The 22636-nt window shown below is 67.8% G+C and carries 27 protein-coding genes; 6 read left to right on the top strand and 21 right to left on the bottom strand.

Annotation, left to right across the window (positions count from 1 at the left end; genetic code table 11):
• Nucleotides 1-8: 8 nt before the first annotated feature.
• Nucleotides 9-1031: a glycosyltransferase family 4 protein gene (locus ASC55_RS13940; RefSeq protein WP_055876775.1), complete on the bottom strand. Its 1023-nt coding sequence runs from the start codon at nt 1029-1031 to the stop codon at nt 9-11.
• A gap of 94 nt (nt 1032-1125) precedes the next feature.
• On the bottom strand, nt 1126-2346 hold the full coding sequence (locus tag ASC55_RS13935; RefSeq protein WP_055869668.1) for a glycosyltransferase: 1221 nt from the start codon (nt 2344-2346) through the stop codon (nt 1126-1128).
• A gap of 120 nt (nt 2347-2466) precedes the next feature.
• Here ASC55_RS13935 and ASC55_RS13930 point away from each other — a divergent pair, with 120 nt between their 5' ends.
• A complete protein-coding gene (locus ASC55_RS13930) occupies nt 2467-2922 on the top strand; it encodes an adenylyltransferase/cytidyltransferase family protein (protein ID WP_017831449.1) in 456 nt (151 codons plus the stop codon).
• 19 nt (nt 2923-2941) lie between these two features.
• Here the strand turns inward: ASC55_RS13930 and ASC55_RS13925 are convergent, their stop codons facing one another.
• The gene (locus tag ASC55_RS13925; protein ID WP_055876771.1) at nt 2942-3334 is read right to left on the bottom strand and encodes an SIP domain-containing protein; all 393 of its coding nucleotides are present in this window, start codon (nt 3332-3334) and stop codon (nt 2942-2944) included.
• A gap of 140 nt (nt 3335-3474) precedes the next feature.
• On the opposite strand from ASC55_RS13925, the gene ASC55_RS13920 reads away from it, so the two are divergent.
• The 3 genes from ASC55_RS13920 to ASC55_RS13910 are packed head-to-tail and all read left to right on the top strand — an operon-like array spanning nt 3475 to nt 6989.
• On the top strand, nt 3475-3738 hold the full coding sequence (locus ASC55_RS13920) for a glutaredoxin family protein (protein WP_017831447.1): 264 nt from the start codon (nt 3475-3477) through the stop codon (nt 3736-3738).
• 31 nt (nt 3739-3769) lie between these two features.
• Complete coding sequence (locus ASC55_RS13915; protein WP_055876768.1) at nt 3770-5164, top strand: MFS transporter; 1395 nt, start codon at nt 3770-3772, stop codon at nt 5162-5164.
• A 28-nt stretch (nt 5165-5192) separates the two neighbouring features.
• Complete coding sequence (locus ASC55_RS13910) at nt 5193-6989, top strand: aldehyde dehydrogenase family protein (RefSeq protein WP_055876766.1); 1797 nt, start codon at nt 5193-5195, stop codon at nt 6987-6989.
• Nucleotides 6990-6992: 3 nt separating this feature from the next.
• Here the strand turns inward: ASC55_RS13910 and pip are convergent, their stop codons facing one another.
• A complete protein-coding gene (pip, locus tag ASC55_RS13905) occupies nt 6993-7970 on the bottom strand; it encodes a prolyl aminopeptidase (protein ID WP_055876764.1) in 978 nt (325 codons plus the stop codon).
• A gap of 66 nt (nt 7971-8036) precedes the next feature.
• Entirely contained in the window at nt 8037-8921 is an 885-nt protein-coding gene (gene ypfJ / locus ASC55_RS13900; protein ID WP_055876762.1) for a KPN_02809 family neutral zinc metallopeptidase, read from the bottom strand.
• 52 nt (nt 8922-8973) lie between these two features.
• Here ypfJ and ASC55_RS13895 point away from each other — a divergent pair, with 52 nt between their 5' ends.
• Together ASC55_RS13895 and ASC55_RS13890 are read left to right on the top strand one after the other, a co-directional pair.
• Nucleotides 8974-9963: a malate dehydrogenase gene (locus ASC55_RS13895; RefSeq protein ID WP_055876760.1), complete on the top strand. Its 990-nt coding sequence runs from the start codon at nt 8974-8976 to the stop codon at nt 9961-9963.
• Nucleotides 9964-10017: 54 nt separating this feature from the next.
• A complete protein-coding gene (locus tag ASC55_RS13890) occupies nt 10018-10494 on the top strand; it encodes a dehydrogenase (protein ID WP_055869643.1) in 477 nt (158 codons plus the stop codon).
• A 20-nt stretch (nt 10495-10514) separates the two neighbouring features.
• Here the strand turns inward: ASC55_RS13890 and ASC55_RS13885 are convergent, their stop codons facing one another.
• The 16 genes from ASC55_RS13885 to ASC55_RS13815 all read right to left on the bottom strand — a co-directional run bounded on the left by ASC55_RS13885 (nt 10515) and on the right by ASC55_RS13815 (nt 22610).
• Nucleotides 10515-11156 (bottom strand): hypothetical protein, encoded by a 642-nt coding sequence (locus tag ASC55_RS13885; RefSeq protein ID WP_055869640.1) that lies wholly within the window; start codon nt 11154-11156, stop codon nt 10515-10517.
• A gap of 33 nt (nt 11157-11189) precedes the next feature.
• Nucleotides 11190-12878: an alpha/beta hydrolase gene (locus tag ASC55_RS13880; RefSeq protein ID WP_055876757.1), complete on the bottom strand. Its 1689-nt coding sequence runs from the start codon at nt 12876-12878 to the stop codon at nt 11190-11192.
• Nucleotides 12859-13173, bottom strand: a complete 315-nt coding sequence (locus ASC55_RS13875) for a hypothetical protein (protein WP_055869634.1) — start codon at nt 13171-13173, stop codon at nt 12859-12861. Before ASC55_RS13875 ends, ASC55_RS13880 begins: the two co-directional genes overlap by 20 nt.
• A gap of 167 nt (nt 13174-13340) precedes the next feature.
• Nucleotides 13341-13571, bottom strand: a complete 231-nt coding sequence (locus tag ASC55_RS13870) for a hypothetical protein (protein ID WP_082524366.1) — start codon at nt 13569-13571, stop codon at nt 13341-13343.
• Nucleotides 13572-13680: 109 nt separating this feature from the next.
• The gene (locus tag ASC55_RS13865; protein WP_055876752.1) at nt 13681-14358 is read right to left on the bottom strand and encodes a hypothetical protein; all 678 of its coding nucleotides are present in this window, start codon (nt 14356-14358) and stop codon (nt 13681-13683) included.
• Complete coding sequence (locus ASC55_RS13860) at nt 14355-15242, bottom strand: hypothetical protein (RefSeq protein WP_055876749.1); 888 nt, start codon at nt 15240-15242, stop codon at nt 14355-14357. Before ASC55_RS13860 ends, ASC55_RS13865 begins: the two co-directional genes overlap by 4 nt.
• 54 nt (nt 15243-15296) lie before the next feature.
• On the bottom strand, nt 15297-15896 hold the full coding sequence (locus ASC55_RS13855) for a hypothetical protein (RefSeq protein WP_055876746.1): 600 nt from the start codon (nt 15894-15896) through the stop codon (nt 15297-15299).
• On the bottom strand, nt 15893-17206 hold the full coding sequence (locus tag ASC55_RS13850) for a putative T7SS-secreted protein (protein ID WP_055876744.1): 1314 nt from the start codon (nt 17204-17206) through the stop codon (nt 15893-15895). Before ASC55_RS13850 ends, ASC55_RS13855 begins: the two co-directional genes overlap by 4 nt.
• A 14-nt stretch (nt 17207-17220) precedes the next feature.
• Nucleotides 17221-17568, bottom strand: coding sequence for a hypothetical protein (locus tag ASC55_RS13845; RefSeq protein ID WP_055869619.1), 348 nt, complete (start codon nt 17566-17568; stop codon nt 17221-17223).
• Nucleotides 17569-17654: 86 nt separating this feature from the next.
• Nucleotides 17655-18554, bottom strand: coding sequence for a hypothetical protein (locus ASC55_RS13840; protein ID WP_055876741.1), 900 nt, complete (start codon nt 18552-18554; stop codon nt 17655-17657).
• Nucleotides 18555-18632: 78 nt separating this feature from the next.
• Nucleotides 18633-18794 carry a hypothetical protein gene (locus ASC55_RS17375; RefSeq protein WP_235563385.1) on the bottom strand — a complete coding sequence of 54 codons (162 nt, stop codon included), beginning with the start codon at nt 18792-18794 and terminating at the stop codon, nt 18633-18635.
• 192 nt (nt 18795-18986) lie between these two features.
• Nucleotides 18987-19853: a hypothetical protein gene (locus tag ASC55_RS13835; RefSeq protein WP_157535634.1), complete on the bottom strand. Its 867-nt coding sequence runs from the start codon at nt 19851-19853 to the stop codon at nt 18987-18989.
• A gap of 5 nt (nt 19854-19858) precedes the next feature.
• Nucleotides 19859-20476 carry a hypothetical protein gene (locus ASC55_RS13830; RefSeq protein WP_055869612.1) on the bottom strand — a complete coding sequence of 206 codons (618 nt, stop codon included), beginning with the start codon at nt 20474-20476 and terminating at the stop codon, nt 19859-19861.
• Nucleotides 20463-21011 (bottom strand): hypothetical protein, encoded by a 549-nt coding sequence (locus tag ASC55_RS13825; protein ID WP_055876738.1) that lies wholly within the window; start codon nt 21009-21011, stop codon nt 20463-20465. Before ASC55_RS13825 ends, ASC55_RS13830 begins: the two co-directional genes overlap by 14 nt.
• On the bottom strand, nt 21011-22273 hold the full coding sequence (locus tag ASC55_RS13820) for a hypothetical protein (protein WP_055876735.1): 1263 nt from the start codon (nt 22271-22273) through the stop codon (nt 21011-21013). The genes ASC55_RS13825 and ASC55_RS13820 overlap by 1 nt, the downstream gene beginning before the upstream one ends.
• 1 nt (nt 22274) lies before the next feature.
• On the bottom strand, nt 22275-22610 hold the full coding sequence (locus tag ASC55_RS13815) for a hypothetical protein (RefSeq protein ID WP_055869603.1): 336 nt from the start codon (nt 22608-22610) through the stop codon (nt 22275-22277).
• Nucleotides 22611-22636 lie beyond the last annotated feature (26 nt).

Raw genomic sequence — 22636 nt, 5'->3', positions numbered from 1 at the left:
GCTCGAGGTCAGATCGCGGGCAGCAGCCCTCGCGCCAGGGATGCGACCATGATCTGCGTCGTGAAGTGCTGTTCCACCTCTATGCGGCCGTTCTGCCCGAGCTCTGCGGCGTGCGCCGGATCATCGAGCAGGCGGAGCACGGCGAGGGCAAGCTCCGCCGGATCCTCCGGGGGGACGAGGTGTCCGGTGCGGCCCTCGCTCACGTACTGGCGCATCCCCGGTGTGTCGGTGACGACGACAGGACGGGCCGTCGCGAGTGCTTCGAGCGCCACGGTCATCCCGGAGGCGTGCAGGTTCGGCCTGGTCGGTATGACGACGACGCTCGCGGTCGCGTAGAGGTCGCGGAGTTCCGCGTGCGGCAGGTGCCGGACGACCTGCACCCCCTCAGGCGGGGCGAGGTCCGACCGCGTCTGCACCACCGCTTCGGTCTCGGGACAGATCGCGAGGATGCGAGTGAGCGCCGCGAACAGCGTGGCGGGATCGCGATCCCTGTCGTTGCCCACGCTCACGATGCGCGGACGGGCCGGATACGGCCTCGGAACGAAGAACGCGCTGTCGATTCCGAAGGGCACGGCGAACACCCGAGTCGCGCCAGGCCCCAGCATCCTCCGCACGGGCTCGACCTGCGCTTCGCTGAGCACCCACGCAGCCTCGGCCCTCCCCAGCATCGCGACCATCCGCGTCGGCGCGTCGCCGGTCTCGACCATGTCCGTGAGCCAGATCACACCGGTGGCGAATCGGGTGCGCGGATGGGTCGTCTGCATCCGATAGGCCGTGTTCTCGTCCCAGGTGAGCGCGAGCCCGTCGACGGGCCGCGGCCCGACCGCGAATCGAGCACGGGCTCGAGCGATCCGGCCGGGTGGGGCGAGATCGATCAGCTCGACGTCGGCATGGTCGCGCAGCGCGTCGAGGCCGTACGGCCAGACGCTGGGCACCTCTCCCCTGGCGTGGCTCTGCTCCCAGGTGCGCACCGACTGTTCGGCACGATGCACCCAGGTGAGAGATGACGAGGGACCGCCCTCGGATTCCACGAGCCAACTATGGACCTCCCCAGGCGTCCTGGCAAGAGGCGTCACCGCCGACAGCACTGACCGCGATGCCGCAGGAGTCGATGCCGCAGGAGTCTTAGAGCTCGCCCGGCTTCATGACCTCGACGTCGATGGCGCGGATCACGCGCTGAGCCGCGGTATCCGTCGGCGGCTCGGCGCCGACGGACTCCCCCTTGCGCCGCCGTCGAGGCGCGTACACGACGAGGGAATGGAACAGGAACCGGGCGAAGAAGGCCACGATGAGCGAGAGACCCGTCGCGACGACGCTCGAGATATGCCACGACTCGACCATCAGAGCCATCACCGGGATCCGAAGCGCGGCCTCGACGTTGTTGAACGCGAAGGAACTGGCGAAGCGGATGCCGAGGGCGCGCGCATCGGTGCGCATGTCGGCGAACACGAAACGCTCCTGCAGCACGAAGTTGCCGATGATGGTGACCTCGGCGCCGATAATCGCCGCCCAGATGTACGGCACCCCCGCAGCGGTGAGCGCCCACATGATCCCGAGGTTCGCGGCGGCGCCGATCACGCCGATCAGCGCGAACAGCGACATCTTGCCGAAGCGCAGTCGTGCGAGGTGCTCGAGGAACATCGCCCCCTGGCGAAAGCTCGCCTTCGACGTGCCGTGTCGTCGCTCGGCGAACTCCATCGGCACCTCGGCGATGCGCAGGTCGTTGCGCGCGAGGATCTCGAGGAGGATCTTGAAACCCCGAGGCTGGAGCGTCGAGACGTCGAGGCGACCGCGGTCGACCAGGAAGAACCCCGTCATCGGGTCGGTGCTGCGAGCGAGGCGAATCGGGAACATCGCCCTGGTCAGCCAGGTCGCGACGCGGGAGACGCCGAAGCGCACCGCTGTGCCGAGCCCGCTCGTGTCTCCTCCGCCGACGTAGCGGGAGGCGGCGACGACGTCGGCGTCCCCCTGCGCGAATCGAGCGAGCAGGACGGGAAGGAGCTCGGGCGGATGCTGCAGGTCACCGTCCATCACGATGCAGACATCGGAGGCCGCCGCCTCGAGGCCGATGACGACGGCGCCGCCCAGCCCTCCGGTGTTCTCGGAGCGATGGATGACGCGCACGGGGATCGGAGAATCGGCCGCGACGCGCTCGACCTCAGCGGCCGTGTCATCGGTGCTGTCGTCGACGAACAGGATCTCGGCGTCCCACCCCTCGAGCGCCACGGCGGTCCGCGCGACGAGCTCGGCGACGTTGTCGCGCTCGTTGAACGTCGGCACGATGATCGTGACCGGTGTCCCCACGTCCGCCCCCTGTTCCCCACGCGCATCGCGTGCGGCCTCCATCGTTCCACGGGATCCTGTGCGGAGAGAAACCCGAACCTGCTAGACTCTCGAACCGCGGCTGTGGGAGTCGCGAAGCGGATGGGGATCCGCTTACTGGGGAATTACTGATCTGGGGAGATCATGGGGACGCGTATCGGCTATGCCGTTGGTGCTTTCGACCTGTTTCACGTCGGGCATCTGAATCTACTTCGTCACGCCAAGCAGCACTGCGACATTCTGATCGCAGGCGTCGTCAGCGACGAGATGCTGCGTCAGGTGAAGGGCATCGAGCCCGTCATCCCGACCGCGGAGCGTGCGGAGATCGTGAAGCACATCTCGTTCGTCGACGACGTCTACGTCGAGACGACGCCGTCGAAGATGGACTCGTGGCGCGACGTGCAGTTCACGCACTTCTTCAAGGGCGACGACTGGCGCGGCACCGACAAGGGCCTGCGCCTGGAGCGCGAGTTCGCCGAGGTCGGGGTCGAGGTCGTGTACTTCCCGTACACGGCGCACACGTCGAGCTCGTCGCTGCGGCGTGCACTCGATGCGATCACCGCGGGTGCCAACGCTCCCGCGGTCGCCGCCTCGCGCTGAGCAGCACGCCGCCCGGCGGTCAGTTCGCGACGCCGAGCAGGCTGCGCGCCATGCGCGCCACGTGCGGAGGTGTGTGCGGTCCGAGCCACACCGTCCACTGCGACGGCGGCTCGCTGCACGCCCACTCGACGCACCACGCGTGCACGGCGTTCGCGAGCCGTTCGCCACGCGTATGCGCCCTGGTGCCGTCTCCCCGCACCAGCCAGCGCACCGACACCCCATCCGGGACGTCGATGTGTCGGAACTGGATGCGAGCCGCAGCCTCGAGGATGACAACGCCCTGGGCATCCCACGGCAGCCGCGCAGCGATGCTCGCGATGAATCCGGCGTCAGCCGCATCGCCGGCGATGAGCACGGCACCTTCGATGTCGTCCCAGTCGGGATCCTCCAGGTGCTCGCATGCGCTGCTCATGCCCCCAGTGTAAGTAAGGGCACCCTTACTTACAAGAGATGCGCGCGGATCCGCGCCGACGGGGCCTTCTTCGCGCGAGTCCGACCATGATCCGCTCGACACTCAGCGCCACCTCACCCGAGCGGTCGTAGGCTGGATGCATGACTTCTCCTGCCTCCGACACCATCACGATGTTCGGCGCCGACTGGTGCCGCGACTGCATCCGCACCAAGAAGCAGCTGGATGCACTCGGGGTCGAGTACACGTACGTCGACCTGGTCGCCGAGCCCGCCGCCGCAGACGTGGCGAAGGAGATCTCGGGTCGCACCAACATCCCCGTCGTCGTGTACCCCGATGCCTCGCATCACGTCGAGCCGTCGAACGCCGATGTCGAGTCGAAGCTGCGCGAGCTCTCGCTGATCTGATCCCGCGGCATCGCGCCACTACACTGGCGCGATGAGCACCGAGGCTCGGTCCGAACGAGCGCCCGTCCGTCTTTCTCCGCGAACGATCGCGCTGTACGCGATCGGCTCGCTCGGGACCGGCGGCTACGCCACACTGCCCGGGCTGGTGCTGACGTACTTCCTCACCGACAATCTCGGCGTCGCCGCACTCGCGGCAGGGCTGATCGTCACGGCGGCGAAGATCTGGGACGTGCTGATCGACCCGCTGATCGGGGCCGCGTCCGACCGCCAGCTCGCGCGGACCGGCTCTCGCCGCGGGTTCATGGTGACCGGGGCGCTCGCACTCCCCCTCTTCTTCGCCCTCACCTTCGCCGTACCGCCCACCTGGGGTCCCGTCGCCGGAGCGATCAGCGTGCTGCTGGCCTTCCTGGCGACCGCGACGGCTTTCAGCCTGTTCCAGGTGCCGTACGTCGCCCTTCCCGCGGAACTGACCGGCAGCTACGACGAGCGCACGCGTCTGCTCGGGTGGCGCGTCGTCGTGCTCACCGCAGCGATCCTGCTGTTCGGTGCCGGCGGTCCCGCGCTGCGCAATGCAGGCGACGACCCGGTCAGGGGATACCTCTTGATGGGCATCGCCTCGGGCGTCGTGATCGGCGTCGGGATGCTCGTGGCCGCTCGAACCGCGGATGATGCCGCCCAGCGGAGCGCTGTCTCTCCCGCGACGGCCGCGACCGTCTCGACCTGGCGCGACCAGTACATGTCGGGCTTCCGCGCCCTCGGCCGCAGTCAGTCCTTCCGCGCGCTGCTGGGCACATTCGTGCTGCAGGCTCTCGCGACGGGAACCATGCTCGCCGGCGCGCAGTACGTCGCGACCTGGGTGCTGCGATCGGAGGATGCGGTGACCTTCGTCTTCGTCGCGCTGGTGGGACCGGCGCTGCTGGCCACCCCTGGGTGGACGGTCATCGCGCGACGGGTCGGCAAGGAGCGGGCCTTCGCGATGGCCAGCCTCCTGTTCACGGCGGCAGCGGCATCACTCGTCTTCGCGGTGTGGTCGCCAGGTGCGTGGATCTACGCATCCGTCGCCGTGGCCGGCATCGCCTATGCAGGCCTGCAGTCGTTGCCGATGGCGATGCTCCCCGACGTGATCTCCCACGACGAGCGCACGAGCGGGCCCGGCCAGGCCGGCACCTTCACCGGCATCTGGACCGCGGGCGAGACGGTCGGCTTCGCACTCGGAGCGACCGCGGTGTCGCTGACGCTCGCGGCGACCGGGTACATCTCGACCGTCGCCGGCACCACCGTCGAGCAGCCGGAGGCGGCGATCACGGGTATCGTCCTCAGCTTCAGCGTCCTGCCCGCCGTGCTGATGGGCGCCAGCCTGCTGACGCTGCGCCGGTACCGCCTGCGTCGCGCGGACATCGATGCCGTCGCCGATTCCGACGCCTAAGCTGGGATCCCGTCCGAAGGAGACGTCGATGACTTCTGCGAGCACAACCGCCACCTCCGCCACGCCCTCGAAGCGTGCGCCGAAGAGCGGGGCCCCGACGCTGGGCGAAGCCGAACGAGAGCGCCTCGACTCCGCTGTCGACGCCCTCCAGACCGGAGCCCGCACCTGGTCGGCCCTCACGGTCGCCCAGCGGGTCACGCTGCTGCGCGCGGTGCGCACGAGTGTCGCCGCGACCGCGGAAGACTGGGCGACCACGGCCGCGGCCTCGAAGGGCCTCGATGCCCGTCATCCGCTGCGCGGCGAGGAGTGGCTCAGTGGGCCGTACAGCGTGCTGGGTGCGCTCGACGCCTACATCGAGACCCTGTCTCGTCTGGCGAAGGGCGCGAACCCCCTCGACGGGATCACGCTCGACCGCGCCCCGGGAGGGCGCACTCGCGTGCACGCCTTCCCGCTGACCGGAATCGATTCCTTCCTCCTTTCGGGTTTCACGGGCGAGGTCTGGCTGGAACCGGGCGTCACACCGGGCGCCGCTCGCGCGTCGGCCGGTCTCGCGCAGCGCACGCCCACCGAATCGGGCGGCGTCGGCCTGGTGCTCGGCGCGGGCAACGTGACCTCGATCCCGGTGCTGGACGTGCTCTACGAGCTGCTGGCCCACAACCGCACCGCGCTGCTCAAGGTGAATCCCACGCAGGATGCCCTGGTGCCGGTCTACAAGCGCGCGCTCGCACCGCTCATCGAGCCCGGCTTCCTGCGCATCGTCCGCGGCGGCCCCGAAGTCGGCGCCCACCTCACCGCACACCCCGGTCTCGTGCACGTGCACATCACCGGCTCCGCGGCGACGTTCGACACGATCGTGTGGGGCCCGTCGAAGGGCACGGGAGCGGCAGCGACCACGCGTCGTCGGCGCGAGAACCGCCCGCAGCTGAAGAAGCCGATCACCGCAGAGCTCGGCGGCGTCTCACCGATCATCGTCGTTCCCGGCGCCTGGACAGACGCCGACCTCACCTACCAGGCCGAGCACATCGCCACCATGCGTCTGCAGAACTGCGGCCACAACTGCATCGCCGGTCAGGTCGTGATCATGTCGTCCGACTGGGACCAGGCCGACGCCTTCCGCGCTGCCCTCCGACGGGCCTACGCCAATGCGCCGGAGCGCCCGATCTGGTACCCGGGGTCCTCGTCGCGGATGGAGCTCGCGACCGACGCCTACCCCGACGCACTCGTGCTGGGTGACCGGCTGCTCGTCGAGATAGACGCGGACGACGACCCGAAGGCTCTGGAGACCACCGAGTACTTCGCGCCGGTGCTGGGTGTCGTGACGCTGCCCGGCACGGGCCAGCAGTTCCTGGACGCCGCCGTGACTCACGCCAACGACAAGCTCCAGGGCACCCTCGGCGCGAACCTGCTGATCGACCCCGCGACCGAGAAGTCGCTCGGGGCCGGCTTCGAGAGGGCGATCGCGGCAGCCCGCTACGGCTCGATCGCGATCAACAGCTGGACGGCCTTCGCATTCATCACCCCCACTCTCACGTGGGGCGCGTTCCCGGGCGGGACGATCGGCGACGTGGGCAGCGGCATCGGCATCGTGCACAACGCGCTGCTGCTCGACCGGGTCGAACGCTCGGTGCTCCGCGGTCCGTTCCGCCCGTTCCCTCGATCTCTGCCGATCGCGAACGGCGGCGGGCGATTCACGATCCTGCCGAAGCCGCCGTGGTTCGTCTCCTCCCGCACCGGCGCGACCGTGAGCGAGGGGCTGACCCGCTATCGGGTGGACGGGCGCATCGCGGGTCTCGTCAAGACGCTGACGAAGGCGCTGCGGGCCTGAGGGTCAGCGCGCCGCGCGGGCGAATCTGTCGGTCGCCGCGCGGAGCGCCTTCTTCGTGCCGGGCTCGGTGGCCGCGTGACCGGCATCGTCGACCACGACGAGCTCCGCCTCCGGCCACGCCCGGTGCAGATCCCAGGCCGTCATCATCGGCGTCACGACATCATGCCGCCCCTGGACGATGACGGTCGGGATGTGACGGATGGCGTCGACGCCGGCGATCAGCTGTCCCTCTTCCCACCAGCCTCGATGGACGAAGAAGTGGTTCTCCATGCGAGCGAAAGCGGTGGCCTTCACCGGGTCGGACATCGCCTCGATCTGCGCAGCGTTCGGCGTCAGCGTGACGGTCGACGCCTCCCAGGTCGACCAGGCGACCGCCGCCGGCACGTGCACGGCGGGGTCGGGATCGAACAGTCGGCGGTGATACGCCTCGATCATGTGCGACCGCTCCAGCAGCGGGATCGGCGCGATGAAGCTCTCCCAGAGATCAGGGAACAGGGCGGCGGCACCGCCCTCGTAGAACCACTCGAGCTCGACCCTGCGCAGCGTGAAGATCCCCCGGAGCACCAGCTCGGTCACGGCATCCGGGTGCGCCTGTGCGTAGGCGAGGGCCAGGGCGCTGCCCCACGATCCGCCGAACACCTGCCATCTCGCGATGCCGAGATTCTTGCGAAGGAGTTCGATGTCGGCGATCAGGTGAGCCGTCGTGATGTGACGGAAGTCGGCATCCGGGGCGCTCGCGTGCGGTGTGCTCCTGCCGCAGCCGCGCTGATCGAGCAGCACGATGCGGTAGCGCTTCGGGTCGAAGAACTGCCGCTGCCACGGCGAGGTTCCGCTCCCCGGACCGCCGTGCAGGAACACCACGGGTTTGCCCTCGGGGTTGCCGCTGACCTCCCAATAGACGCGGTGGCCGTCGCCGACGAGCAGCTCCCCCGTCTCGTACGGTTCGATCGGTGGATACAGTGCATCCGTCTTCTTCATCATCGGCCCCCCAGCCGGTCGTGCTGACTGCTTCGTCAACGGTAGCGGACGTTCACTCGTGCGCCGGGATCACGGATCCAGCTGGTCAGCGGGAAGGGTCAGCGCCTGCTCGCAGACTCCCAGTCCGTTCTGGTAGCCCTCGGCGAACCAGCGCTGCCGCTGCTCGCTGGAGCCGTGCGTCCAGCTCTCCGGGTTCGAGAACCCCGACTGCGCCTGGATGCTGTCGTCACCGACCGCCGAAGCCGCGTTCAGGGCGTCTTCGCGCTGCTGTTCCGTCGGCGCGATCAGGTAGGGGTCGCCGTCGGCATCCGTCTGCTCCGTCATCCGTCCGAGCCATGCACCGGCGTAGCAGTCGGCCTGCAGCTCGATCCGCACGCCGTTGCTGCCGGGACCGGTCCCGTTGTTCGGGTATCGATCCATGTAGCCGGTGATGTTCTGGATGTGGTGGCCCCACTCGTGACCGACGATGTAGAGCTGCGCGAGATCGCCGGCCGATGCTCCGAACTGCTGCTGCATGAGCTGGAAGAACGTGGGGTCCACGTACACGTTCTCCTCAGGCGGGCAGTAGAACGGACCGACGGCATTGGAGGCGGTGCCGCACTGCGTCGATGTCGCGCCGTCGACGACGATCATCTCCGGCGCGCGGTAGCCCTCGACGTTGTCGCTCCAGAAGGCATCGAGCGCGACCTGTGCCCCGGCCATGCGGCAGTCGACGTCGGCGTTCGCGTCGGCACCCGTGTCGCAGTTCTCGATGGCCGATCCGCCGGCGGGCTCGCTCCCGCCGCCCGTGGCTCCCCCGCCGAGCAGCCCGGTCAGGTCGATGCCGAGCAGAGGCCCGGCGATGAGGGCGATGATGCCGAGCACGCCGACACCGGCGCCGCCCGCGATGGCTGCCGTGCGTCCGCGTCGACGTGTGGTGTTGCCCGAGATGTCGGCGTCGGGATTGAAGGTCATGCGTCGAGGGTACTCCGAGCGGAGGCCCCTCCAACGGACGTAGGCTCGGGGCATGACGACCACGATCACCATCACCGGCGCCGGCGGACAGATCGGCTACGCACTGCTGTTCCGCATCGCGGCGGGCGACCTGCTCGGCCCGGATGAGAAGGTGCGTCTGCGACTGCTGGAGATCCCGCAGGGGCTCGGCGCCGCGGAGGGTGCCGCGCTCGAGCTGCAGGACGGTGCGTTCGGTCTGCTCGAGCACGTCGAGGTGACCGACGACGCCGCGGTGGGCTTCGACGGCTGCGACCTCGCCCTGTTGGTCGGCGCACGACCGCGCGGCCCCGGCATGGAGCGCGCCGACCTGCTCGCAGCCAACGGCGGTATCTTCGGCCCGCAGGGGGCTGCCATCGCCGCCAATGCCGCAGCAGGCGTGCGTGTCACGGTGGTCGGCAACCCCGCCAACACGAACGCCCTGATCGCGGCGGCTGCGGCCGACGGTGTGCCTGCGGAGCGCTTCACCGCGCTGACGCGGCTGGACGAGAACCGCGCGCGGGCCCAGCTCGCACACACACTCGGCGCTCCGGTGCACACCGTTCGCCGCGTGCCCATCTGGGGCAATCACTCGGCGACGCAGTTCCCCGACATCTCGCACGCGACCGTCGGCGGGCGACCGGTCGCAGAAGCGCTCGAGCAGATCGTGGGCGACGTTCCCGCCTGGCTCGACCAGACGTTCATCCCGCGGGTCGCCAAGCGCGGCGCCGAGATCATCGAGGTCCGCGGCTCGTCGTCCGTGGCATCGGCCGCGAGTGCCGCCATCGACCACGTACGCGACTGGGTGCAGGGCACCGACGACTGGACCTCGGCCGGCGTCGTCTCGCACGGCGAGTACGGGGTCCCGGAGGGCCTGATCTCGTCGTTCCCGGTGCGCTCCGTCGACAGCGAGTGGCAGATCGTCGACGGGCTCGAGGTGAGCGACTGGGCGCGCACCAGGATCGACGCCTCCGTGGCGGAACTGCTCCAGGAGCGGGAGACGGTTCAGGCGCTCGGTCTCTTGTGAATCCGGTCGCCGCGGCGTCCGACGACAGGGCAGAATGGATGCCGGAGGTGCGCGATGAGCGAGACGATTGATCCCACGAAGACCACGGCATCGGTCGACGAGGCTCTGACGAGCCCCCTGCACCTGCCGCACGATGCTGCGACGTGCCCGAAGTGCTTCACCGAGCTGCAGCAGAACCGCAACTTCTGGACGGCCCGTCCCGACGGATCGCGTCTGGTCGGCCTCGTCGTCGCCCGCGAGGGGATGCCGTCGGTCGTCGAGCAGCGCGAAGACCTCACCCGTTTCGGTGTCCCGATCGAGGGATTCCGCCACCCTGCGCCCGACATCCTGGAGAGCTGGAACGACCGCCTCGCGCGTCTCATCTCGACCCTGCGCACGGGTGATGTGGTCGTGGTCGCGAACATCAAGGCACTCGGCCTCGACGCCGACGAAGGCGCCCGCACCGCGTCGGAGCTCCGTCGGCACGGCATCATCGTGAAGGTGCTCAGCCACGACGCGCGGCATCTGGCCGACGCGGCCGCCGCTCACTGACCGGGGCGACGCCTCCGACGCTATGGCGTCGGTGTGGGAGTCGGGCCGAACGCCGGCTCGCCTGGTGTCACACCGAAGAAGAGCGGATCGCTCGGCGACTCCTCACGCGGCAGGTACCCGTCCGAAAGGTTCGCATCACCGAAAATCAGGTCACCGAGCTCGTAGCGGTCACCGGACCAGCACTTGGTCGTCGCCGTCACGAGCACGTTGCCGTTCGTGATGAACGTCACCGTCAACAACGAGAAGTCGCCCTGCTCGCGCACGATCACATCACTCGACTGAATCTCGCCCGACCCCAAGTCCATGCCGTCGAGCTCATAGCCCGCATCCATGAGGTACTTCTGCACAGCGGCGCCTCGCTCGGCATGCTGCTCCGGGCCCACTTTCGTCGACCTGGCGAGAGAGAATTTGTAAGAACCGTCCGGGCACCCCGCCCCCGAAGGCTCCATGCCGAATGAGCCGCCCGGAGCCTCCCACGGGCCGTCGAAGATCAGCGCCTGGACGCCGTTCGTGACTTCGCGATAGTCAAGGTAGTGCTGCTTCGCCTGGGCGACGAGCTCGTCGCCGGTCGGGGTCGCCATGCCGTCTCCTTCATTCGTGCACCCGGTAAGGCCTAACGCGAGCACCGCCATCGCTGCGGTGATCCGCCAGCGCTTCGCCATCCGCCCGCCCCTTGCTGCCGTTGCCACCACGACTCAGTTCCACGCCTGGCCGTTGGCCACGATGTAGGCAATGTTACGGAAGGATTCCGAATCGCGAGCGAGGTATCCGTTGCCTTCTTCCCACCAGCCCCAGATACTGTTGCCGCCGTCGTGCGCCGCGTGGCCCGGGGTTCCGAGGCCGTCCTCGGTGCCGCCGCCCACCTTCGGCACGGAGCCGCCGTCGCTTTCGAAGCTGATCGCTCCCGGCAGCTCTTCGGGGTTGGTGCCGTGTCCGAAGGAGCTGTGCTCACCATAGCGGGCGACCAGATCGCCGGGAGCCCGCGACGCGTAGACCTGCGTGCCGGAATAGTCCATCGGATCATCTCCGGTCCACGTCTGGTGGTAGCCGTCCGGCACCCCCGCCGAGCCGACCGCGATCAGATTGTCGACACCGAGGTTGTCGGGGGATCCACCCACCGCCAGGAAAGCGGTCGTGCTGCCGTACGAGTGCCCGATGACGGAGGTCGTGACGCTCGACGACACCTCGTTGTCGAGCCCTCGCAGCGTGGCGCTGAGAGTCGCGGCCCCCTCAGTAGCGCTGCCCATCGTGTGCTCGGTAAGGAGGTTGGGCGAGTCGTATCCGTACCAGGCGATCGTTGCCGACCTGGTCCCATCGTTGTACCCGCCGGCGAAGAAGTTCAGGTCGCGTGCGCTCTGCCCCCATGCCTCGAGGTCTCCAAGGCCCGAGAACATCCCGCCGACGAGCACGTTCACGTTGGTGACGCCTTTGAGCGGGTCGACGGGGTCACCGTTCTCATCCTGAATGGTCACGCCGTACATGACAGCGGCGGTGGCTTGCGGCTGCTCGAAGGGGTTGAACATCAGCAACTGCCCGTGGAACCGGTTGATCTCGATCCCGAGGTTCTCGAACTGCGTGTCCAGCGGCTCGCCGTAAGGTCCGGCGTCGATCACTCGTTCATATGTCGCCCTGTTGGCGAGCATGCGATCGAGGTAGGGCACACCTTCGAGGTTCCCGATGAAGCCCGGGTACGTGAGACGGAGCGCATCGCGCTGCGCATCGGTGAGACTGTCCCAGATCTCCGTGACCTCGGCAGGGGTATCGGCGTTCGCCAGCGCGTCGATCGCCGAGAGGGTCGAGTCGCTGAGGGTCGAGCCGTCCGAACCGACGAGTCCGGCGATCGCTGCACCATACGCCTCGTCCCAGAGCGCGTATGCGGCTTCCCAGCTCTCCCAGAGGCCTTCGAGGGCGCTGCGTGTCGTGGCGAGCGAGCTCTGCGCGTCGGTGACGTCCTGTTCCGCGGTCGAACGCGTGCTCGCGTCGTCGTCGGGGGTGCACATCTGCTGCTGGGATCGTGCACTCTCGAGATCGGCGACCGCCGCCTCGTTCGCCGCATGCGCGGTCTCGATGTCGTCGATCAGGTCGTTCGCGGTTCTGGCATGCGTCGCGACAGCCTCACCGTAGGCCCGCACGACGTCGGCGATGCGCCCGAGTGTGGCGATGGTCGGGTTCATCCGAGTGGCGAGCAGCCCCGATTCGCGCTGCACGAGAGTGATGCTCTGGCCCCGCCCCTCGAGGCCACCGTCGATGTTGCGCAGCACGATCTGCGCGTTCCCTCCGGCGTCTGTGAGCTTTCCGAGATCGGCATGGATCCCTTCGAGCTGCCCACTGTCATACTCGATCTCCTCGAGCGTCCACCCGCGGTTAGGAGAGGTCAGCGACATAGTCGACATCCCATCCGCTGCCCAGTGAGACGTCGAGGTCTTCGAATGACTCGTTGATGCTCGTCAGTCGATCGGTGATGCCGATCCCCGCGAGATGCTGCGCCCGCGCCTCGAGCATCGCCTGTCCGAGCGCGTTCTCGAGCATGACCCGCAGGCCCGTGCGCCCCGCGGGGTTGCCGACGCCCGTGTCGCGCGCGGCGATGTCGTTCGCGTACATGACGTAGTCACCGACCGAGAAGCTGATCTGCAGGACGGCGCCTTCGAGTGCGCGCTTGTCGATCTCGACGTCTGACATGGCTTCCCCCCGGTTCTGCCGTGATCCACCATAGTTGGACGCTCGTACGGCACCGATGGGGAGAACTGCCCATCGGGCGTGATCCGGGGCTCGAGGGCACGCAGAAGGGGCCGACGGCGAACCGTCGACCCCTCCTCGAGACTGTTGTGTCAGCTGGCGCCGCGGTGTCAGCTGCCGGCGAGCTGCTGATCCAGGTCCTGGATCGCCCGCATCATGCCCAGCAGCGACTCCGACATGTCATTGATACCGTCGACCGCGGTCTTCAGACCCGTCGTCAGCTCCGTGTACCCCTCACCGAACTTGCCCGACGCGTGCTGACCCTGAATGTCATCACGAGCCTGCGACAGCGACGACGCCACCTGCTCCATCTCTGCATAAGACGCACCGAAATCGGCCATCGTCCACACCTCCGCAAATCGAAAGAACCGGACCCCTCCGGCCCGAATAAGACCACCCTACGGGGCAGCCGCAAACACCGTCGATGGGGACAAGTCCCCATCGACCGCCTCAACTGCCGGGAGTGGGCGTCTGCCCTGCCATGTCCGGGACCGCGGGCTCCTCGACCAGCTGCTCCCACGCGAAGGTCGAGATCATGGCGTCGCTCAGCAGCTCGATGCCGTCGAGCACCTCGGCGGGGATCACGTCTCCGTCAGGGATCACGATGGTCGACGTGAACACGAGCGCCTTGCGACGCAGCGTCCCCGGTACCGGAATGATGTACGTCACCGTTCGGCCGCCGACCCCGTCGATCGCGGGCGCACCCGCGGGGCGCTTGGCCTCGGTGGACCAGCGGACGATGTGCTTGAGGTTCTCGTCGAGGAACACCGCGCCACGCGCGCGGAATGCCTCGGTCACCCAGGCGTCGAGGTTCTCGCCGTCGGGCGCATCGAGGGCAGAGGCCGTGATCGACAACGGCAGCAGCTCCTCCATCGGCACGTCCTCCTGCCGATAGATCGCGAACACCTTGGTGCGCCGCATGCCCTGGTTGGCTTGCGCCATCATCGTGCGGAACTCGGCGTCCAGATCGGGGCGCCCGGCCTGCATGAAGATCGCACTCGCCTTGCGCACGTCCTCCTGCTGCCCCGCGTTCGTCGGGAGGTGTGTCGTCCACCCCGGGGGCAGCACGAGACGGAAGGCGGGGATGCCGAAGCGGAATTCCACGCCGAGGTCGTTCATCTCGTTCATCGCGTCTGCGCTCTCTTCGTCATGCGTGCCTTGACTTCTGGATTGCCCTCTCCCAGAGCAACCGCACTCAGCCGGGCGCTCCCCCATCCGGTGCGCTTCCAACGCTTGGCGTCGCCAGCAGGAAACGGTCTCGGGTCGAGGGCTGCGAGGGTAGCCAACTCCTGCCAGGACTTGTCATCACCCTGCGCCTTCACTTCGCGATGGGCACGGTTCGCTTTCGCGATGCGACCGGAGGCCTTGCGTCGGAGGCTCGCGGCCAGATCGGAGAACCCCTCCATCGGCGAGTTCCTCATGTCGGCGATCCTGTCGAGCAGCGGGTCGAAGATCGCATCGAGTTCACGCGCGAGCTGCGGGGAGCGTTCGAGGAGCCGCTGCTCCTCGAACAGCCAGGCGTCGTTGACACTCATCGCACAGACGAGACACAATCTGCGCGGCACCGCACGAGTCTTCGCGTATCCACAGGTGCACCGGTCGGCCACACGCGCCAGAGCCTCTTCGAGGGACGACGCCTGAGCGGGTTCATCCGGGACGGGTTCCATCGCATCGAGCAGCAACAACGCGCCCGGCACGCCCACCTCGCGCAACAGATCGTTGCGAGCCCCGGCCGGGCGTCGTTCGACCTTCTGCCGCCACGGGCCTGCATCGTCCTCTGCCAGCAGCCCGCGCACACGCAGGGCATAGTCGACGAGAGAGCGCCGCTGCAGTGCGTGCACCTCCCGATTGAACCGTTCCACATCACTGCGCCGCATCGACTCATGCACGCCCATGACCTCAGCGATCGATGCTCGGCCGACTCGCACCGCGTCTTCGTGGATCGTCGCCACTGCCTCGTTGCGGGCGAGCAGTGCTACCTCGTCGGCTTCGAGTGTCGTCTCTCTCTTCATCCCCGCTCCTTCGACGGCATCGTGGCTCCAGTCTGCGTCATCGGCGTGGCCGACTCATCCTCGTACGCTCGCGCTCGGTGCGGGAGGGGGCAGGATGATGCCCGAGATCAGCCGGATGAGCTGCTGCTCGAACAGCACGAAAGCCGGCAGGGCGGTGCCGATCGTGTCGACGAGGATCGCCCACGATCCGTTGTTCAGACGCACCGTCCACTGCTCTACGAGAGTCGAGCCCTCGCCGTCGGCGACGCCGTTGCGACGAAACAGATAGCCGGCGCCATGCGTCTCCGTGCGCAGCGGCGTCGCGTCAGCAGCCGTGGAAAGACTCGCGCCATCGAAGAGCTCCTCTGTGGTGCCGGCGTCTTCCGAACGGGCGACGGAGATCGAGACGAGCAGGTCGCTGTAGATGCCGCGCGGAGCGAACCAGAGCTGAGTCTGCGACGGCCGCGCCTGGGCTACCAGCGCCTCGGCTGTCGCTCGAATGGCCGGCAGCTGATCCGGTCCGAAGATCGCCTGATCAGCAAAATGCTCGAGACAGGCTCGCACCCAGCGTTCAGGCGTTGCCGGATCGCGGGCCAGGTCGCTCGCGCCGGGAAGAGGAATGAACCAAGAGGCGTCGTAGTCGAGATCCCATGTGAAGGCTGCGGCCACGGTCATCGCGTGACGCCGTTGACCAGCCCTGCCGGCGAGAGTCCGCCGGACGGCGACCCGTTGCTGCCGACAGCGACGGTGCGGTCGGCCCATTTATAGCTGTTCCAGATGGCCTCCCATGTGGAATTCGACGGGGCATCGGCAATGGCCTGAAGTCCCTTGGGCAGGCTGTCGGTGAGGACCTGCTGGAACCTCGGCCCGGTCGAGGCCACGGCATCGCTGAACGCCACGCTGAACGAGCGGTTGGGTCCGAAGAGGAACCTCTCGGCCAGGCCGCTCTGCCAGTTCACGCCGTGCTGGCGAATACCGGAAACGCGGGATGCATAGTTGCCGAAGTTGTTGGCGACAGCACCGGACCACGGACTCGCGGTGCCACCGAGGCCACGCAGTCTCGTCATCTGCTGCACGGGATTGCGGAACTGCGCGACGAACTCATCGACGAACTTCGCGTTCCCCTTGAAGATCTTGCCGAGCTTCCCGATCGGGAGGATCCCGATGATCGACATCGCGAGATCGCCCCACCCCTTGCGCCCGTCGAACATCAGGGCGACCGTGAGTGCCAGTGCGATGACCCCGACCACCAGAGCAGCGATAGCGAAGAAGGGCCCGCCGATGATGAGTCCGAGCACGGCGATGGCGAGGCCGATCCAGCTCACCCACTCGGCCACCACGGCGAGGACACCGGCGATGTTCTCCCAGGTGGAGTCCTCGCCGATCTTGTTCGCGTCGGTGAGCCCCGAGACAGCGGTCTCATAGGCCGTGTGCCAGGTGTCGTACTCGCCGTCGAACGCGTCGAGGTTGTCGTTGTGGGTGGTCTCCGCGGTGTTGAGGGTCGATGCCGCGCCGGAGGCGGCGTTCGCGAGATTCGTGCCGGCCGTCGTGCTCGCCGATGTGTCTTCGGGTGCCGGTGGGTTCAGCCGCGTCGACGTGTTGTGCGCCTGGAGCGCATCGGCGGCGTCGGCGGCATTCGACTGCGCGGTCTGCAGCTCGGTGAGGCTGGTCTGGCAGTCGGCCACGATGGTGCGCATGCGGCTCTGGGCGGTCTCGAGCGCCGCGGCGTAGTTGTTCAGCGTGGTCCCTGCCGGCTTGTAGCGGCGACCCGCCTCGTCGAGATCCTTGTGGACGTCGTCGACGACATCCTTGATCTTGTCCATCGCGTAGCCCTCGCCTTCGATGGAGCCGTCCTTGATCCCCTTGAGCGTCGCGGCGGCACTGACCATGCTGTCACCGAGCTCGACGATCTTCGTCCCCCTGTCGGCGATCGCCACGGCATCTCCGGCCACGACCTCGACGTCACGCCCCTTGTTCGTCTGCATCTGCTTCTCTCCCCCTAGACCGCGGCCGGCTGACGGCCGGCGCCCGGTGCGTTCCCCGAACCCGACTGCTCCATCGACGTCGCCATCTCGGTGTCGAGGCTCGTGACCTCGTCGACCGTGCCCTTGACGCGATCAGCGACCTCTTTGAGCTTGGTGAGCAGTTTGTCGCGGCTGTCGTTCCAGCTGCCCTCGAAGTCGTGGCAGCGATCCTTCAGACGTCCGTCGCCGTAGGGCCTGCCGACGGCGTTCTCGACGTCATCCTGCTTCGCCGCGGCCGACTCCAGCTCGGCCACGATCGCCGTGAGCTTCTCGCTGGTCGTCTGCAGATCACTGATCGGCACGAGCATGCGTTCGCCTGCCATGACCCCCTCCTTCTTTCCCGGACGCTATGACGTTACTGGGAAGCACCGCGCGACGCGATGGGGAGTACTCCCCATCCGCCGACACCTCAGACCTTCCAGCTGCTGTTCCTGCGCTTCTCCAGAATGCGCTCAGCGACCTTGATCACGTCGGCTATCGAGAGGAGCGAGAGTTCAGTGAGAGCCGCCGCACCGGGGCCGCGCTTCTGCGCCTTCGCAGCGGTGGTCCGAACTGCGGGGCGCGCGTCTCGGGAGAGCATCTCGACGAAGCTCGACCAACGCCGGAGGTCGAGTTCCGCCAGCTCGACGCGGTGCGTGCGGCGAAGACGTGAGAGTCGACGTCCGCCAGCTCTGCGCGTCGCGCTCGCCTCGTCGGCCGTGTAGTCGCCGCGACTCTGGGCCACTTTGGCCTGCTTCTGCGCAGTCACCTCGATGACTCGCGCAACCTCTTCCGCGTACGCAGGCATGGCCCGCAGGAGTCGCCGTTCCTCGGCCACCCAGCGCCGCAGGAGCACGTCACCGCACTCCGGACACAGCTTCTGCGGCATGACGCCATCGACCGCATAGCCGCATGCGCAGTCGATACCGCCGCGCTGCTGCGCCCGATGCGGACGTCCGCCGAGCTCCGCCCGCAGGAGTGAGGCTCCCACCGCGCTGCGCCCGAGCTCGTCCGCGAGGAATCCCTCGCCGCTCCTGCGCTGCATGTCGGCGACAAGCAGCTCCCAGCGCTCCTGGTCAGCCGGTCGGATCAGCGGGCGAGCGGAGGCCGCATACTCGTTCAACACCGCGGTGATCTCCGCCTCCTGAGCCGCGCGCTTGAACGCCGTCGCCGACGTCGCTCCCGGCCAGGACGGGAACGCGATGTGGGCCGCGAGTTCCCGCATCCGAGCATCACCCGAGACTCCCGCCGCCTCATGCAGTGCGGCCAGGGGCGCATTCGCCTCCAGCACACCGCGTTCGAACTCCTCGACAGCCTCGGACGCACTCATGCTCCCAGAGTAAACGCCCGCGAACGACGAAGAGGGCCGACCGTCATGGTCGCCCCTCTTCGTGAAACCGTGCTGCTGTCAGCTGCCGGCGAGCTGCTGATCCAGGTCCTGGATCGCCCGCATCATGCCCAGCAGCGACTCCGACATGTCGTTGATACCGTCGACCGCGGTCTTCAGACCCGTCGTCAGCTCCGTGTACCCCTCACCGAACTTCCCCGACGCACTGACCCTGAATGTCATCACGAGCCTGCGACAGCGACGACGCCACCTGCTCCATCTCTGCATAAGACGCACCGAAATCGGCCATCGTCCACACCTCCGGAAATCGATTGAACCAGACCACTCCGGCCCGGATAACTCCACCCTACGGACAAACCATCAGGGCCGTCGATGGGGACAACTCCCCATCCCCACTGCAGCGCCCGACGAGCGTCAGGGGCGCGGGATGACGCCGGCGATGTCGATCTCGCCGTCATAGGCGAGCCACGTGAGCCATGCGGCCGGTGTCATCGTCCGCGCCTGGGCGACACTGCCGGCATCGACACCGCGCTCCGCCAGCTGATCGAGCCGCGCCAGCCAGTCGGCCTTCGTCGACGCGTCCTGTCGGGTGGACGATGCCGCCCATTCCGCCTCCCGACGCATCTCCCGAACGGAGTCCGTCTGCGGTCGCGACGGCCCGACAGATGCAGGAACCGCGGAGCGCCGACGCACCAGGTCGCTGCGCACGGCGATGCCGATGATCAACAGCACGCTCACCGCGGTCATCGGCAGCCAGACCGCGAGGTCCTGCGGGGCGAAGCCACGCCCGTCACCGCCGCCGACCGCCAGGCGGAAGATCAGGATGCCCGCGCAGATCACGCCGACCAGCACCGCGAGGGTCTCGCCCGTCCGCGCGCTCTTCGGATCGGGCACGCGCAGCATCAGCACGATCAGCAGTACAGGGAGCGCGATCACGCCGGCGACGAGAGCAACCGAGAGCGCGGTGCTCGGGTCTGTGAACGAGTTCCTTCGATCAGCAGGTCCGAGCATCACGGCCTGCACCAGAGCGGCGACGAGTCCGATACCGAGCAGCACTCCCCAGATCACGCGATAGGCCGTGCCGGACTCGCGCTCCGGTGATGCCCCCGCCGCCGACACCGGTGGCGCACCCGCACTGGTCACGAACCGCGCGCGACGCAGATGCAGCTTCCAGAGCCGACTGAACAGCGCGGACGCGGTCTGCGGATCCGCACGAAGCGCCTTCACGGCTTCCGTTCCGACCACCCGAACCGCGGCGTCGTCTCCGGAGAGACGGATCACAGGCTTCACTCGTCGGTATCCACGTCGTCGGCCACCCAGGTCACGGTTGATGCCATCGCATCGAAGATCATTCGCACGGCGACAGCGTACTCGTCGTCGTCCGCCGTCTCGGCACCGACGATCGTGCTGCCCGTGAGCATGAGCGCCTTCCGGCGGTTCGTGCCCGGCACCGAAATCACGTAGATGCTCTGCGCGCGATGCGTCTCATCGTCGAGTCCGGCCCTGCGGTCCCGCCAGTAGACGATCCGCCCCTCCGTGTCGAGCAGCTCGGCACCGTCGCGGATCCGCGACGTGACCCATGCGTCGAGAGGGCCGTCGGGCGAATCGATGAACGTCGCGATCATCGACAGCGCGAGCGGGTCCTTTCCTGGAGTCCTTTCCGAAGGGAGGAACACGTACTTCGCACCCGCTTCGGCCAGCCCCTTCATCGCACTGTTGAGCTGCGAGGTGAACATGCCGTCGAGGTCAGGCCGACCTGCTCGGGCGAAGGCCGGCCGGGTGCGCTGCTCGAGCTGTGCTCCCAGCTCCGGGGTCACCGGCCAACTCGCCCACTCCGCAGGGAGCAGGATCCGGAAGCGCGGCGTTCCCGAGGAGAGACCGAGCAGTTCCTCACGCAGCGACATGCTGACCCGATCCGATCGGTGCGACGACGATCCGCTCGATGAGCTCTTCGAACACCGGCATCCCCACACCGAGGTGGGGCAGACTCGGACTGGTCACGACGACCTCCAGCAGTGCGCCGTCGCGCAGCAGTTCGTAGTGCAGCGTTCCCAGGATGCCGACGTCCGGCACCTGGGTGATCGTGGAGATGACCCGACCCACTGCGGGATCGTGCTCGCGCAACGGCAGGACCTGCCGCGGAAGCGCGGCGGGTGCGAGCTCCGGCAGATCGTCGAGGGAGGCGAGATCGCTCTCCGTGGCGTAGATCGCCACGAGTGCGCGTCCTGGCAGGCCGTCAGGGCAGAACAGCAGCGTGGCGAACGCTGTCGGATCCGCGCTCGCGGTGAGGGAGATGAGTGCCTCGACGGTCTCCTCGGGGTCGCGCTCCGGCTCGGACTGCAGCGTCGCGACCTTCTCGCGCGCCCAGACTCCCGGATCCACGTCGGAGGGAACCGGCAGCAACCAGCGATCGTCGATGTCGACCTCGATGCTCCGCATCAGAATCCCCACCCGCTCGTCGTCCTGTCATAGGCGAAGCCCGCTCCGGCCTTACCCAGGTTGTCGAGGAAGTCGAGCGCGGCATTGCCGCCGGACAGCATGTCATCCATGACGCTGCCGTTCGGCGTGTTGCCGAGGAACGACCGAAGGTTGTTGAAGGCCGCGTTCGAGAGACCGGAGGCGCCGTCGCCGATCGCACCGGCCCACGAACCTTCGCTGCCGCGGAGCAGCCGGCTGAGCATCGACGGCGACTCGAGTCCGTTGAAGAAGTTCCGCATGACTGCGGTGCCGTTGCGGTTGACGGCACCACCGGCATGGAAGACCTGACCGAGGTTGCCTTCGGCGAGCACACCCGTCAATCTCGACCCGCCACGCCATCCGGCACCGACCATGTCGCCACCCATGCCGAGCAGCCCCCGACCGAGCGACGCCAGTCCCGGAGCAGCCTTGAAGCCCTTGACGAGCGCGAACGCCTTGCCGAACGGGAACACGCCGACGGCCGCCATCGCGATGTCCCATCCGTTGCCGCGGCCGCAGCTGACCTTCCACACCGTGACGGCGAGTGCGGCCAGGCCGATGATCGCCGCCGCGAGGATGAAAGGACCGCCGATGATGCACGCCGCCACCGCGAGCACGATGCCCGCGTAGGAGAGGATCGTGCCGAGAGCCTCCAGCCAGGGCAGCTGGTCATCCCACCACGAGTCCTTGACGCCCTCGTCGTTCGCGGTCTGAATGCCCGCCCTGGCCCGCTCGTAGGCCTCCCACCACGTGTCGTACACGCCCTCGTATTCGACGGCCTTGGCCTTCCAGGCATCGTGGTCGCCGTCGACGTCGGCGAGCGACGTGCGGTCATCCGTGGATTCGCCCTCTGCGGGCTCCGGGAGCTTCGAGTCGTCCTCGTAGCTGCCGGCGGTGGTCTGATAGGCGTTCCAGAGATCCTCGAGGTCGGGGATCAGCGTGCTCAGAGTCGACTTCACGCCTTCGAGTTTCCGTGCGTACTCGATGATGTGCGTGCCGCTCGGCTGGTAACGCTCGCCCGCCTTGCGCAGATCATCCTTGACGTCGGTGACGTCGCCCTTCAAGGCATCGAGGCTCTTCCCCCGGCACTCGGCGCCCAGGTCGATCGTGGCGAGCAGATCTGCGGCGGCCAGCATCTGGTCGCCGAGACTCTCGATCTCGATCCCACGGAGCTCGATCGCGGGGGCCTCCCCCTCGATCGGGATGATCTCGTACTGCTTGCCTGCGGTGGGTGTCCTGTCCATGTCAGCGTGCCCCGTTCGGTTCGACCTGCGGCGGGTTCTCGGTGGTGTCGAGGTTCTTCGCCGCCTCGAGGTCGAAGTCCGTCCACGCCGTGGCGAAGTCGACGACCCGCTCCTTCGCGCTCTCGAGCTTCGACTTCAGGGTGTCGCGCTTGTCGTTCCAGTCGCTTTCGAAGCGGCTGATCTCGCTGCGCAGGGCCGTCTCGCCGTGCGGGGCGCCGATCGCGGATTCCAGGGCGTCGCTGCGTGTACCGGCGCTCTCGAACTCCTTGATGATGTTGCCCAACGACGTGTTCAACTGCTCCAGCTGCGACATGGGGATGTTGATGTCAGTTCCCACGACGATACCTCCTCGATTCCACCGAT

Origin of the sequence: Microbacterium sp. Root322 (assembly GCF_001425645.1) — a bacterium.
GTDB lineage: Bacteria > Actinomycetota > Actinomycetes > Actinomycetales > Microbacteriaceae > Microbacterium > Microbacterium maritypicum.
Note: the sequence above shows the minus strand (reverse complement) of the source record. Positions and strands in the feature narration are given on the sequence as shown.

Bases quoted from the DNA above. Each gene is read 5' to 3' on its own strand.
- ASC55_RS13935 (WP_055869668.1), bottom strand. From the start codon at position 2,346: ATGGAGGCCGCACGCGATGCGCGTGGGGAACAGGGGGCGGACGTGGGG.
- ASC55_RS13930 (WP_017831449.1), top strand. From the start codon at position 2,467: ATGGGGACGCGTATCGGCTATGCCGTTGGTGCTTTCGACCTGTTTCAC.
- ASC55_RS13925 (WP_055876771.1), bottom strand. From the start codon at position 3,334: ATGAGCAGCGCATGCGAGCACCTGGAGGATCCCGACTGGGACGACATC.
- ASC55_RS13920 (WP_017831447.1), top strand. From the start codon at position 3,475: ATGACTTCTCCTGCCTCCGACACCATCACGATGTTCGGCGCCGACTGG.
- ASC55_RS13915 (WP_055876768.1), top strand. From the start codon at position 3,770: ATGAGCACCGAGGCTCGGTCCGAACGAGCGCCCGTCCGTCTTTCTCCG.
- ASC55_RS13910 (WP_055876766.1), top strand. From the start codon at position 5,193: ATGACTTCTGCGAGCACAACCGCCACCTCCGCCACGCCCTCGAAGCGT.
- pip (WP_055876764.1), bottom strand. From the start codon at position 7,970: ATGATGAAGAAGACGGATGCACTGTATCCACCGATCGAACCGTACGAG.
- ypfJ (WP_055876762.1), bottom strand. From the start codon at position 8,921: ATGACCTTCAATCCCGACGCCGACATCTCGGGCAACACCACACGTCGA.
- ASC55_RS13895 (WP_055876760.1), top strand. From the start codon at position 8,974: ATGACGACCACGATCACCATCACCGGCGCCGGCGGACAGATCGGCTAC.
- ASC55_RS13890 (WP_055869643.1), top strand. From the start codon at position 10,018: ATGAGCGAGACGATTGATCCCACGAAGACCACGGCATCGGTCGACGAG.
- ASC55_RS13885 (WP_055869640.1), bottom strand. From the start codon at position 11,156: ATGGCGAAGCGCTGGCGGATCACCGCAGCGATGGCGGTGCTCGCGTTA.
- ASC55_RS13880 (WP_055876757.1), bottom strand. From the start codon at position 12,878: ATGTCGCTGACCTCTCCTAACCGCGGGTGGACGCTCGAGGAGATCGAG.
- ASC55_RS13875 (WP_055869634.1), bottom strand. From the start codon at position 13,173: ATGTCAGACGTCGAGATCGACAAGCGCGCACTCGAAGGCGCCGTCCTG.
- ASC55_RS13870 (WP_082524366.1), bottom strand. From the start codon at position 13,571: ATGGCCGATTTCGGTGCGTCTTATGCAGAGATGGAGCAGGTGGCGTCG.
- ASC55_RS13865 (WP_055876752.1), bottom strand. From the start codon at position 14,358: ATGAACGAGATGAACGACCTCGGCGTGGAATTCCGCTTCGGCATCCCC.
- ASC55_RS13860 (WP_055876749.1), bottom strand. From the start codon at position 15,242: ATGAAGAGAGAGACGACACTCGAAGCCGACGAGGTAGCACTGCTCGCC.
- ASC55_RS13855 (WP_055876746.1), bottom strand. From the start codon at position 15,896: ATGACCGTGGCCGCAGCCTTCACATGGGATCTCGACTACGACGCCTCT.
- ASC55_RS13850 (WP_055876744.1), bottom strand. From the start codon at position 17,206: ATGCAGACGAACAAGGGGCGTGACGTCGAGGTCGTGGCCGGAGATGCC.
- ASC55_RS13845 (WP_055869619.1), bottom strand. From the start codon at position 17,568: ATGGCAGGCGAACGCATGCTCGTGCCGATCAGTGATCTGCAGACGACC.
- ASC55_RS13840 (WP_055876741.1), bottom strand. From the start codon at position 18,554: ATGAGTGCGTCCGAGGCTGTCGAGGAGTTCGAACGCGGTGTGCTGGAG.
- ASC55_RS17375 (WP_235563385.1), bottom strand. From the start codon at position 18,794: ATGACATTCAGGGTCAGTGCGTCGGGGAAGTTCGGTGAGGGGTACACG.
- ASC55_RS13830 (WP_055869612.1), bottom strand. From the start codon at position 20,476: ATGTCGCTGCGTGAGGAACTGCTCGGTCTCTCCTCGGGAACGCCGCGC.
- ASC55_RS13825 (WP_055876738.1), bottom strand. From the start codon at position 21,011: ATGCGGAGCATCGAGGTCGACATCGACGATCGCTGGTTGCTGCCGGTT.
- ASC55_RS13820 (WP_055876735.1), bottom strand. From the start codon at position 22,273: ATGGACAGGACACCCACCGCAGGCAAGCAGTACGAGATCATCCCGATC.